Annotated in this window: 10 protein-coding genes; all 10 read left to right on the plus strand. The window is 38.6% G+C overall.

Features of this window, described 5'->3' with window-relative positions; translation table 11 throughout:
- Nucleotides 1-15 precede the first annotated feature (15 nt).
- The 10 genes from E7274_RS08645 to E7274_RS08690 all read left to right on the plus strand — a co-directional run bounded on the left by E7274_RS08645 (nt 16) and on the right by E7274_RS08690 (nt 12,088).
- On the plus strand, nt 16-162 hold the full coding sequence (locus tag E7274_RS08645) for a hypothetical protein (RefSeq protein ID WP_004602774.1): 147 nt from the start codon (nt 16-18) through the stop codon (nt 160-162).
- A complete protein-coding gene (locus tag E7274_RS08650) occupies nt 155-1,486 on the plus strand; it encodes an ArdC family protein (RefSeq protein ID WP_304175298.1) in 1,332 nt (443 codons plus the stop codon). The genes E7274_RS08645 and E7274_RS08650 overlap by 8 nt, the downstream gene beginning before the upstream one ends.
- On the plus strand, nt 1,483-3,369 hold the full coding sequence (locus tag E7274_RS08655) for a DNA topoisomerase 3 (RefSeq protein WP_304175300.1): 1,887 nt from the start codon (nt 1,483-1,485) through the stop codon (nt 3,367-3,369). Before E7274_RS08650 ends, E7274_RS08655 begins: the two co-directional genes overlap by 4 nt.
- Nucleotides 3,357-3,731: a DUF4316 domain-containing protein gene (locus E7274_RS08660; protein WP_004602771.1), complete on the plus strand. Its 375-nt coding sequence runs from the start codon at nt 3,357-3,359 to the stop codon at nt 3,729-3,731. The genes E7274_RS08655 and E7274_RS08660 overlap by 13 nt, the downstream gene beginning before the upstream one ends.
- A 2-nt stretch (nt 3,732-3,733) precedes the next feature.
- Nucleotides 3,734-4,063 (plus strand): plasmid mobilization protein, encoded by a 330-nt coding sequence (locus E7274_RS08665; RefSeq protein WP_004602770.1) that lies wholly within the window; start codon nt 3,734-3,736, stop codon nt 4,061-4,063.
- A gap of 18 nt (nt 4,064-4,081) precedes the next feature.
- Nucleotides 4,082-5,515, plus strand: a complete 1,434-nt coding sequence (locus E7274_RS08670; RefSeq protein ID WP_304175302.1) for a relaxase/mobilization nuclease domain-containing protein — start codon at nt 4,082-4,084, stop codon at nt 5,513-5,515.
- A gap of 529 nt (nt 5,516-6,044) precedes the next feature.
- Entirely contained in the window at nt 6,045-6,245 is a 201-nt protein-coding gene (locus E7274_RS08675; protein ID WP_118483821.1) for a helix-turn-helix domain-containing protein, read from the plus strand.
- Nucleotides 6,246-6,297: 52 nt separating this feature from the next.
- Nucleotides 6,298-7,503 carry a DNA cytosine methyltransferase gene (locus E7274_RS08680; RefSeq protein ID WP_304175304.1) on the plus strand — a complete coding sequence of 402 codons (1,206 nt, stop codon included), beginning with the start codon at nt 6,298-6,300 and terminating at the stop codon, nt 7,501-7,503.
- 4 nt (nt 7,504-7,507) lie between these two features.
- Nucleotides 7,508-9,625, plus strand: a complete 2,118-nt coding sequence (locus E7274_RS08685; protein ID WP_304175306.1) for an McrB family protein — start codon at nt 7,508-7,510, stop codon at nt 9,623-9,625.
- A 12-nt stretch (nt 9,626-9,637) separates the two neighbouring features.
- Nucleotides 9,638-12,088 (plus strand): DUF2357 domain-containing protein, encoded by a 2,451-nt coding sequence (locus E7274_RS08690; protein ID WP_304175308.1) that lies wholly within the window; start codon nt 9,638-9,640, stop codon nt 12,086-12,088.
- Nucleotides 12,089-12,133: the final 45 nt, after the last annotated feature.

Raw genomic sequence — 12,133 nt, forward strand, 5'->3', positions numbered from 1 at the left:
TTTGGAGGGCAAGTTATGGCAAGAAAATCAAGATATATGGGTTACGTGGAAGGCTTGGAACAGCTGAAAGCCAAGCATGAGAAGCGCAGAAAAATCGAAAAGGAAAAGTCTCTTACCAGGAAACTGAATCAGTATAAGAAGGAGGTGAGAGAGAATGGGTAAAACCACAAATTTTGATCCTGAGAAGGCAGCTGAGCAGCGAAAAGCTGAAATGAAGGATATTACAGAGAAGCTGGAAAAGGGTGTGCAAGATGTCTTTGGCTCAGAGCAGTTTCAAAACCTACTGGATACCATGGCGAAGTTTCCGCATTACTCGGTGAATAACAATATCCTTATCATGATGCAAAAACCGGATGCAACATTGGTTCAATCCTATACCGGCTGGAAGAAGATGGGGCGCTTTGTAAAGAAGGGTGAAAAGGGAATCCGTATCCTTGCACCGGCTCCTTTTAAATTGGAAAAAGAACAGGAAAAGCTGGATGAGGCAGGCAAAGTCATTCTTGATAAAGATGGCGAAGCTGTAAAGGAAAAGGTGGAGATTAATCTTACGGCATTTAAGCCTGTGAGTACTTTTGATATCTCCCAGACAGAAGGTGAACCGCTTCCATCCATCGGTGTGGATGAGCTTACCGGAAGTGTGGAAGGATATCAGACATTCTTTGAAGCAATCAAGGCAGCAAGTCCTGTACCTATCGGATTTGAAGATATCAAGTCCGGTGCCAAGGGATATTTTCATGTTGAAGATAATCGCATTGCTATCAATAACGGCATGAGTGAGATCCAGACAGTAAAGACTGCAATTCATGAAATGGCTCACGCCAAGCTTCATAATCTGGAAGCGCAGAAAGATAATAAGCAGTCCAAAAACAGCAAAGAGGTGGAAGCTGAGAGCGTTGCCTATACCGTGTGTCAGCATTATGGCATTGATACTTCTGATTACAGTTTCGCCTATGTGGCAACCTGGTCTCAGGGAAAAGAGACTCCGGAGCTAAAGGCTTCTCTTAATACGATTCGTGATGCAGCAGCTGATCTTATTACAAAGATTGATGCGAAAGTACAGGAGCTTACAGCTGAGAAGGAACCTATCAGTTTCTATGTAGCTGAATGTGGTGAGTTTCATTCCATGGGAGAGTTTCATGAGAATCTGACATTGCAGCAGGCAGTGGATATCTATAAGTCTATTCCTTCTGACAGGATGAATGGTGTAAAGACTATTGGTTTTGTAATCAAGGATGACAATTTGCTTGCAAATGAATATGACCTGGTTGTTGGCAACAGATTGAATATACAGGAGATGAAAGATATCCTTCCTGAGTTGGCTGCTCATCCTCAGGTTGTAAAGGCAGCAGATGAAATTGCAAAGCTTTTGCCTGAACTTGAAGGACTCGAAAAGAGTTCCATGAAAGAGAAGCTCAAGGAAAAAACAAAGGCGGCCAAGCCAAAGAGAGCTAAGTCATCAAAGAAGAAGGAGGAAGTTGCCATATGAAATTAGTGATTGCAGAGAAGCCTTCGGTAGCCCAGTCCCTGGCGAAAGTCATTGGAGCAAATCAGAAAAAGGATGGATATCTTGAAGGTAATGGTTATATCGTCAGCTGGTGCGTAGGACATCTAATCGAGCTGGCAAATCCGGAACATTATGATGAGAAATATAAGAAGTGGCGCAAGGAAGATTTACCGATTTTCCCTGCGCCATTTTCATATCAGGTAACAGCTTCCACGAAAAAGCAGTATCAGGTATTAAAGGATCTCATGAAGCGTTTTGATGTAGACAGTCTTGTAGAAGCAACTGATGCAGGGCGTGAAGGAGAGCTTATCTTTCGTCTTGTGTATAAGCAGGCAGGATGTAAAAAGCCTTTTGAGAGACTTTGGATTTCATCAATGGAAGATAAAGCAATTAGAGATGGCTTTGCTAATCTGAAACCAAGCGTAGACTATGATGATCTCTATGAAGCTGCACTTTGTCGTGAACGTGCGGACTGGCTTGTAGGTATAAATGCTACAAGATTCTTTTCTACAGTTTATGGTCAGACCTTAAATGTTGGACGTGTTATGACTCCTACACTTGCAATGATTGTAGAGCGTGAAGCTGAGATCAAGGGCTTTAAGCCTGAGAACTTCTATACCGTTCAGATGTTAGTATCCGGTGTTGCAGTTACCTCAAAACGCTTTAAACGTAAGCAGGAGGCAGAGGAACTTGTAGAGAAAGTCAATGCAGCAGATAAAGCGAAAATTTCTAAAATGGAGACTTCCACCAAACAAGAGAAACCACCACTTCTTTATGATCTTACCAGTCTTCAGAGGGATGCCAATAAGTATTATGGCTTTACCGCTCAGCAGACTCTCGATTATACCCAGAGTCTTTATGAGAAAAAGCTTGTTACTTATCCAAGAACAGACAGCAGATATCTTACAGATGATATGGATGACAGTACAGCTCGTCTTTGCTGCTTGATGAAAGATAAATACGGATATACAAAGATGGTCCCAATTTCTACAAAGCAGGTTCTAAACAGCAGCAAAGTATCAGATCACCATGCGATTATTCCTACAGAAAATGTTTCGGATGCTGATTACTCAGAAATCCCATCCGGTGAACAAAAGATTCTTGGCCTTGTAACTGCAAGGCTTCTTTCTTCTGTTGGAGATTCGGCTGAGATTACAGAGTATGCATTGGAAGTGGAATGTGTCGGTGAAGTTTTTAAGGCAAAGAGTAAGTGCATCACAAGTCTAGGCTGGCATTTATTGGAAGACTGGATTCTTGGAAAAAAGCAGGATGATGGGGAAGATGACTCCGGCAAAAAAGATGATGGTGGTTCACATGGCATTCTGGAAATCTTGGAAGCGGATGCTTCTCTTTTATCAGAAGGTCGTGAGCTTCCTGCCAGAGATCCAAAGGTAAAGGAAGGAAAGACAACTCCTAAGAAACGATTTACCGAAGACTCGTTACTTTCTGCTATGGAATCAGCTGGTGCTAAAGATATGCCGGATGAGGTGGAGCGTAAAGGACTTGGCACTCCTGCAACAAGAGCCGGTGTTATTGAGAAGCTGGTTCGTATTGGTTTTGTAGAAAGACAGGGCACTAAGAAAACAAAGTATCTGGTTCCTACAGAAAAGGGGACTTCTCTTATTACTGTCATGCCGGAACAGATTCAGTCAGCATCGATGACAGCTGAGTGGGAGCAGAAACTACTGGAAGTGGAAAAACAGGATATTGCATCGGAAGACTTTATGGCTGAAATCAAGGATATGATTGTTGATCTGATTGAGACCTATGAGCCTGTAAAGGGTGCAGATAAACTCTTTCCACCTCGTCAGTACAAACAGTATAAAAAGTATCCGAAGAAAGGAGCGTCCAGATGGCAAAGATGAAGAAAATCAGAAAATGGGATGAAGTCACAGGAAATGCAGTAGAGGAACAGATTCCTGAGTCCATTGATCCGATAGAGGATGTTGGTGCAGGTCCATCTATCAGCAGAAATCATATGCGCGGTATCGAGGATATGGTGGAACAGAATGATAATTCATTTGACGGAATCATCAATAATGTGCCTGCAGCTCCTGTGCCGGATTTTGCAGAAATCAATGAAAAGGCAGATCAGGAGGATATTATTGCAGATACCAAGGCTTCTGTGATGGAGAAGATAAAAGAGCAGCAGGAAAAAGTGAAGCTGGCTCCAATACCGGAACCTGAGAAGAAGACTCCTGTGATTTGTCCCTGCAGGGAGATGTAATCATGAATAACAGAACGGAGCAGTTTCATTTCTTTGCAACTCCGGAGGAAGCTAAACTGATTCGTGACAGGGAGAAAGAAATCGGTATTTTAAATGAGAGTGCTTATCTTCGCAAAATGGCGATTGATGGTTATCTCATCCAGATGGATTTAAGTGATGTCAAAGAGGCTGTAAGGCTTCTTGGCATCACATCTTCCAACATGAATCAGTATGCAAAGAAAGCAAATGAAACCGGCAGTATCTACAAAGAAGATATCGATGATATCAGACTTCATCAGGAAGAACTTTGGAAAGTGATGAAGGAAATATTAAAGCGTCTGTCTACGATTTAGGGAAGGAGGTGAATGTGCATGGCGGCTACAAGACTTATCACGATGCATCAGAATAAAGGGAAAAGTGTAGCGAAGTCTCTTAGCGACAGAACAGATTATGCCAAGAATGGAGAGAAGACCGAAAATGGTCAATTCATCAGTTCCTACGCCTGCCAGGCTGAGAGTGTTGATGAAGAATTCATGCTCTCGAAAAGAGAATATGAGCGTCTGACAGGAAGACATCCCAAAGGCAATATCATCGCTTATCAGATCAGGCAATCCTTTAAGCCGGGAGAAATCACACCGGAGGAAGCGAATCAGGTAGGTTATGAAACCGCCATGCGATTTACCAAAGGTAATCATGCTTTTATCGTAGCGACTCATACGGATAAGGCACATATTCATAATCACATCATCTTTAATTCTACGAGTCTTGATTGCACCCATAAGTTTAGAGATTTCTTTTTTGTTGGTCTTGCTTTGCAGAGATTATCAGATATTATCTGCTTAGAGCATGGCTTGTCTGTCATAGAAAAGAAGAAGCCAAGTGAGCGTGTTAAACGAACGACCTATCCTGAGAAGAAATCCTTTCGTGACGATATTAGAGATGCGATTGACCAGATTCTTAAGGAAGGCAGCGCAAAAGATTTTAATGAGCTGCTTTATAAACTGGAAGATGCCGGATACGAGATTAAGCGTGGAAAGCATATTTCTCTAAAGGGAAAAGAGCAGAAGCGTTTCATACGGCTGCGCTCTCTGGGGGATGGTTATACAGATGAGGATCTTAAGAAGATTCTTGCCGGAGAGATGGAGCATGCATTTGAAGATAATGAAAAAGCTGAGAAACAGCCAAAGACTTACCAGCGGAAAAAGGAAGATCATGAGTTTGACCTTCTTATCGATATTCAAAAGAAGCTGGCTCAGGGCAAAGGAAAATATTATGTTCGCTTTGCCAAGAATTTTAATATAAAGCAGGTAGCCAAGGCAGTTTTATATCTGAAGCAGCATGACATCCGAAGTTATGATGATCTGGAGAAAAATGTGAAAACAGCAACAGAGCGATTTACGAAAATTTCAGCTTCCATTAAAGAAAAGGAGAAACGACTTGCTGAGATTCAGGTCTTGAAGAAGCATATCTTTGACTACTTCAAGACCAAAGACGTATATGTGGATTATCGTAAATGCGGATACAGCAAGAAGTTCTTAGAAGAGCATAGACAGGATATCCTGCTTCATAAGGCAGCCAAGAATGCTTTTGATGAGCTTCATCTGAAGAAGTTACCTAAGGTTAAAGATCTAAGTGCAGAGTATGCCGAGATTCTTGCAGAAAAGAAAAAGCTGTACGGTGAATATCGTCAGGTTAAGAAAGATATGCAGGAGATTCAAAGAGCAAAATATGATATCGACCAGTTCCTTAAAAGTGATGAAGAGCAGAAGAAGGAACGTGTCAGAAAACACAATATCACTCGATAATTCTAATGGGGAATCTGTAAGTTTAAGACTTATGGGTTCCCCTCTTTTTTTCATTTCTGAAGAAATATCCAACAGCAAAATAAAGCGATTCATAAGAATTGCGTAGCCAAGCGTTTAGCTTGTTCAAGGGGATTGGGGATGTGCCACCAACGAGCGGAAAGTAGCTTTTTGTACAAAAAAGCACTGCTCGCCGCTTTGCGAAGACGCGCCCTAACACCATCGAAGATGGTGCCGCGCGAAGAGCGGGAAACAAAGAAAAAAATTGGAATAATACATTGAAGTCCACATAATAGGACAGCTCTTTTGATAATGTAGGTAGGTGAAAGGGGTAGGTGAAAGACCATTTTGATCGTTTAAAGATAATAAAAACTGGTTCTTATATTGTTAAAACTGTATAAAGCAATACTTTTTCCGGGAAAATAAAAACTTTACAAACATAAAGTTTTATATGGCGAATATGGAGTGGTGGTGATATAATGGTATAAGATTGGTTTAATATTGTTCTCTGAGGAGAAGAAAGGTGTACTTAGTGAAAATATCATATAACGGTCTATGGAAATTATTAATTGATAATGGAATGCAAAAGAAAGATCTGATAGATAAGATCGGAGTCAGTTCTACTACCATTGCAAAAATGGGAAAGGGTGAGAAAGTGTCTTTAGATGTATTGGAGAGAATTTGCAATTATTTCAATTGTGATATTGGTGATGTTATGAGTTTTGAAAAATGATTATGTCTCCAAATGCGACAAAATAAAGATTGAGAGGTTATACAAATCTTAAATGAAGAAGACAATTTACAACAACGCATTTACTAAATTCACAGACAAGGAATTTGATGAAAAGTATGCATTAATAAGTCATGCAATACAGCTGGGAGATACAACTGATGCAAAGAAGTATCGAGATATTTTAAAGGAACACGGTATTGATGTTAATGACTTACCTTCTGCAGAATTGTTTAATAGAGAAAATAAAATTGAATTAGTACCTGAGAAGAACAAATTTACGTTTATAGATTTATTTGCAGGAATTGGTGGCTTTAGAATCGCCATGCAGAAGCTTGGAGGTCAATGCGTTTTTTCAAGCGAGTGGGATGAGCCAGCAAAGGAAACTTATTTTAGAAATTATGGTGAAGTACCATTTGGTGATATTACGATACCAGAAACGAAAGCACTAATCCCAGATAAATTTGATGTTTTATGTGCGGGATTTCCATGTCAGCCTTTTAGTAATGCTGGACTGAAAAAAGGAATTGAAGATACTCGTGGAACATTGTTTTATCATATTGCTGAAATACTTCGTGATCATCAACCTAAGGCAGTGCTTCTTGAAAATGTTAGAGGACTTATCAGTAATGATAAGGGCAAAACTATCCAAACTGTTTTGAGAACAATTACAGGAATGGGGTATACATGCAATGTGCCACAGGAACTTATTGATAATGGCCCAGTATCAAAACTAAAAGAGGAATGTGCAAAGATGGTTCTGTGTGCAAAAGATTATGGGGTACCACAGAATCGTCCTAGAATTTATATAGTACTTTGGAAAAAAGATTTGGATATTAAAGAATTTCTATATCCCGAGGCGGAAAACACGAAAACAAAAGTTTCATCCATTCTTGAAAAAAATGTTCCTGATACATTTACAATTTCGGATAAATTGTGGGCGGGACATCAAAGAAGAAAGCTGGAACATGAAGAAAAAGGAAATGGATTTGGATATTGTTTATTCAATGGGGATTCTGAATATACAAGCACAATATCAAGAAGGTATTACAAGGACGGGAGTGAAATACTGATTGAGCAACCGGGTAAGAATCCGAGAAAATTAACACCAAGAGAGGCAGCTAACCTGCAGGGATTTCCAAAAGAGTTTAAGCTTCCGGATTCAAATACAAAGGCCTATCAGCAGTTTGGGAATAGTGTAGCAGTTCCGGTAGTTGAAAAGGTATCAGAACAAATAGTGAAACAAATATTGGAGGTGTAAATAGATGTTTGCAGATTTAAATGATCCTGCGCTTCAACCTGAAAGTATAAAGGCAGGACTTATTCCAGAAATTACAATAAGTGAAGGCTTAAGAATAAAGTTGGATGAGATGTTTTCACAGGAGGAGAAAGCATATAGCAAAATTTGGGGAGCAACATCAGTTGTTCAAACTGATAAAAGCTATGTTTTCTTTTCAAATCAATGGTTGTATCTGGCTGTAATGTGCAAAAAATATGCGCAGGCTTTATATCAGTATTGCGATTTTTTTGATAATCATATGAGAACTGATACTGATGTAATGAATTGTGTTAAAGCACAGGATTATAGCGGATCTGCATATGTTAATCTTTTTGACTCTGAAAATGATAGAGAGTATATGAAAAAATTCATTAACGGAGATCAGGAATTTAGACCAGGTAAAAATCTGGTTAATGCCGGCGATAAGATCAGATCATGCAAGGATATCTTTGGGTCTTGTGTTTTAGGAAAGATGGATGTTCCAAATGCCTCATCTGCATATCTCGGTAATCTGGTCTATTATCTTGCAAAAAGACCTGCACTTTATGATGAGCTTGAAAATGAAATTTCTGGACAGACTGAAGTGCTTGATTCAGCAATCAAGCTGCCAGTTGTAGTGAAGGATTGTGCAAAAGCAATTGTTGATTACATATATAGGTTAGATGAGTTCGAAAGTATTATTGAACGAATCGAAATTATGGATCAGAGTATAAAGATAAATACAGGAAATACAGATGGGCTTTTACCAGAAGGAAACTGGTTACGGTATATGTTCGCACGTCCATCGTCAGGAATGTTCAATCCTGAATCATCAAGTGATAAGACTAGGGTGTTTGATACTGAATATCTTATAAAAGCAACCGGTGAAGAGTACAGATGTAAACTGACTACTGAATGGGTTGGAACAGATATAACTGAGGGTGCGCAGGGTAATAATTATCTACAGGCACTTATAAAGCTGGTTAATAAATATTATTCTGATGTTCTCGAAATAAAGGATGAGGGTGGTACATATTATCTTCATGTATTGAAGAAAGAATTTCTTATATCAGATTTACCAGACGTATTTGATTCTGTTTTTGCTGAGCGATATATCACATCACTTCTGACTAAACCGTTTGTAATTTTGACTGGTAATAGTGGTACGGGAAAAACCAGAATAGCGAAACAGTTTTCACAGTACCTTGAAAGAACAATAGATGGTAAAAGAAATTGGCTAATTGTTCCTGTTGGTGCAGACTGGACAGATAATACTAAAATGCTTGGATTTTATAATCCGCTTGAAGAGAAATATGTTTCAACTCCAACACTGGATTTTATTCTCCAAGCAATAAAAAATCCGACAGTGCCATATTTCCTTATACTTGATGAAATGAATCTTTCACATGTGGAAAGATATTTTTCAGATTTTTTGAGTGCAATGGAGTCGGATGAAGAAATCCCACTTTACAAGGTATCTGGCAAAAAAGCAAAAGATGGAGAAGAGATAACGATTCCTGAAAAAATACGACTTCCTAAAAATCTTTTTGTAACAGGAACAGTTAATATTGATGAAACAACATATATGTTTAGTCCAAAGGTGTTAGATCGCTCTAATGTTGTAGAATTTAAGCCTGAAAAGGAAGCTGTATTGAACTTGATGACAGGTTCAGTAGATGTGAACAATGTTTCTCGTGCAGGAAATGGAGTGGCTGAAGGATTTATAGATCTTGCGTCTGTTATAAGAAATGGAGTTTGCAATGTTGAACAGATAAAACTTGAGCAGGTTCGAGAATTTCTTGATAGCATTTACGAGGAACTTCAGGAAAGTGGTTTTGAATTTGCTTATCGTACAGTTAAAGAGATTCGTCAGTATTATGCAGCGGCATATGAGTTACAGAAAGGTAACTTTAATCTTACAAGAACAATGGACGAACAGATTGTTCAGAAGATTCTTCCTAAAATATATGGTGATAGAAAACAGATAGGAGAGTTATTGGATACTCTTGAAGAAAAATGCATAAACGGAATTGGGGATTCATCAGAAGAGATGACTTTATCATTGAAGAAGATAGAGCAGATGAAGAAAAGACTTGATAAATATCAGTACGCAAGCTTTATGTAAGAAGGTGTTTTAATGGGCATAGCAGCAGTTTCATTTAAAGATAAAAATGGAATAGAGATAGTAATTTATCCGCAGGGCGAGTGGGATACTATTGATTTTAACGTAGCTACTGAAGAAGAAGGCACAGATATGATTGCCTATGAAGAAAAAGAAGCTGCGTCTAAAGCTGCGCTCTCAAAGCTTGATATTGCAACTTCAGTGGATGGACAGAAAATATTAAGATTACGCGAAACAGCTACTTATACATGCAGATTAAAGGATGACATTCAAACTGGTTCGGATCAGATTTGTAAGAATCTCGGTTTCCCAAATGAGAAGAATAATAAGTTCCTCAAAGTAACCAGAGATAGAGATGCATTATCCTTTAGATTTATTAACTACCTTGGAAGAACACATTTAAAAAATTCTTCAGATGAAACTGTAGTCGATTTTGAAATAGTACCTCAGAAGATGAATTATGAAGACGACTATATTGAGTTAACTAAAAAGTTGGCTGAAGAGTGCGCAGAAATCTTGCTGGAGTATTCAGGTGTTACATCGAACAGATTTGAAACATCTGATACCAATAGTGCTAAGACACTTTTGGAACAGTTTATTTTCTTGAGGGAATTCTGTTACTCACATAACCTACAGGCTCTTTTCGGACATATAAAGCGTAATCCGGATAGAATGCTTATGAAGGATGAAGTACTTAAGCCAATTGGACAGGGTTCTCCAAGTGCAAGTTTTTATTCCAGCCCTTTCTCTCATAGTAGAGGCTGGCAGATGGTAAATGGAAAGCCTATGCCTCAAGAAGTTGCTGTAACAAGAAAGTATGACAGTCTTGATACGGTTGCAAACCGTTTTGTGAAGTTTGCTTTGAAAAAATTTAACCTGATATGTAGAGAACTCTGTTCAAGTCTTGATGCCGCAAAAGGAATAAATGCAGGACAGAATATGTATACGGAGTGCTATCGGGAGGCTGTAGAGATTCAAAGAATTACTGATGACATTTTGAGAGATCATTTCTTTGATGATGTAAGAGAACTTACGATTATGCCGCAGAATAATCAGGTACTTGAAAAGAGAGAAGGATATAGACAAATCTTTTATGCTGCAGCTATGGTTGATCTTGCTCTACAGTTAAACTGGGAGGGTGAGCAGGAAGCATATAGTGGCGAATCTAAAAATACGGCACTACTATATGAGTACTGGCTGTTTTTTGAACTTAGAAAGATTATCAGTTCAATTGATAACTGCCAATGCATACAGGCTGCAGAGAAGCCGTTCATTAATACTGATAATGGTTTGACTATTTCATTGAGTGAAGGTCAGACTTCTTGTCAGGCATTTCTTCTTCCTGATTTGGGTACTAGGGTAAACCTGTATTACAACAGGACTTTCTCAAGAGAAGAGTTTTCCAATACAAAGTATGCAGGTTCATATTCTAGACCTTTTAGACCGGATTATACGCTGGAAGTGTATCCTTCAGATTATCTTAAACCTGAAGATGCTGTCAGAGAAGGTGCGGTAAGTTATATTCATTTTGATGCGAAGTACAGAATAACTGATCTTAGATCTTTTATTGGACCAGATGAAAATGAAATGACAGAGGAACAGATAAAAGAAGAGGTTGAAAATGATAAGCAGGATAGCGTAACAAATACATACAAACGTGGTGATCTTCTTAAAATGCATACATACAATGATGCAATTAGAAGAACGGTAGGAAGTTACGTTTTATATCCAGGTGATTTTGATTCAAAAACGAAGAATTACAGGCTCTTTGAAGAAGTACTTCCAGGAGTTGGAGCTTTTGCAATCAAGCCAAGTATTCAAGCGGATAGTGAAAATGCACTGAAGGATTTTATTTCTGAGATTATTGAAGCTCGTAGTAGAAAGTACAGCAGACTTAACCGCATGTTGTCATATAGTAATCTTGTCCTTGGAGAACCGGCGATAAGTGAGCTTGATAAAAGAACTTCTGGAAAGGATAAGGACAACAAGAATATTCATAATGATCTGTGCGTGCTTGGTTACTTGAAACCTGATTATTATGAAGTGTTGAGTAAAGCAGGCCTTTTATTTGAAGGAAAATCTTTCGCTTTTTATTACTATGCAATCAAAGGTGAATCGGTGTATTCACATCATGAAGATATAGGAAAAGCAAAGTATATTCGCTTTTATCAGAATGATGTAAATGCTACGGGTAGATATGAAATAGAGCCGCTTAAAGGAATCATAAAATCAAGAGAATTGGTTTCAAAAAAGCAGCTTAATGATTTACTGACAGAAAGTGGTTCTAACGATGGTAAAGGAAGATCTGCAGATTTTTACTATGTTCTTAAGGTGGAGATAGTAAGCTGCACTGAGCCAAAGATTAGCTGTAATAATAGTGATTTGAATGGCGTGAATGGAAATGATACATTCAGTCCGCATTCGCCTAAGGTTGTAACAGAGAAATGGTTAGAAGAGTATTTCTAAGGGTTTACATAAAGATGATTTGAAACGAAAACGAGGGGATAAGTA

Origin of the sequence: Pseudobutyrivibrio ruminis (genome assembly GCF_015057245.1) — a bacterium.
In the GTDB taxonomy this organism is placed as follows: domain Bacteria; phylum Bacillota; class Clostridia; order Lachnospirales; family Lachnospiraceae; genus Pseudobutyrivibrio; species Pseudobutyrivibrio ruminis_E.

What these genes read in the sequence shown, in the direction of transcription:
- E7274_RS08660 (WP_004602771.1), top strand. Translation starts at nt 3,357, where the DNA reads ATGGCAAAGATGAAGAAAATCAGAAAATGGGATGAAGTCACAGGAAAT.
- E7274_RS08685 (WP_304175306.1), top strand. Translation starts at nt 7,508, where the DNA reads ATGTTTGCAGATTTAAATGATCCTGCGCTTCAACCTGAAAGTATAAAG.
- E7274_RS08690 (WP_304175308.1), top strand. Translation starts at nt 9,638, where the DNA reads ATGGGCATAGCAGCAGTTTCATTTAAAGATAAAAATGGAATAGAGATA.
- E7274_RS08680 (WP_304175304.1), top strand. Translation starts at nt 6,298, where the DNA reads ATGAAGAAGACAATTTACAACAACGCATTTACTAAATTCACAGACAAG.
- E7274_RS08645 (WP_004602774.1), top strand. Translation starts at nt 16, where the DNA reads ATGGCAAGAAAATCAAGATATATGGGTTACGTGGAAGGCTTGGAACAG.
- E7274_RS08655 (WP_304175300.1), top strand. Translation starts at nt 1,483, where the DNA reads ATGAAATTAGTGATTGCAGAGAAGCCTTCGGTAGCCCAGTCCCTGGCG.
- E7274_RS08665 (WP_004602770.1), top strand. Translation starts at nt 3,734, where the DNA reads ATGAATAACAGAACGGAGCAGTTTCATTTCTTTGCAACTCCGGAGGAA.
- E7274_RS08670 (WP_304175302.1), top strand. Translation starts at nt 4,082, where the DNA reads ATGGCGGCTACAAGACTTATCACGATGCATCAGAATAAAGGGAAAAGT.
- E7274_RS08650 (WP_304175298.1), top strand. Translation starts at nt 155, where the DNA reads ATGGGTAAAACCACAAATTTTGATCCTGAGAAGGCAGCTGAGCAGCGA.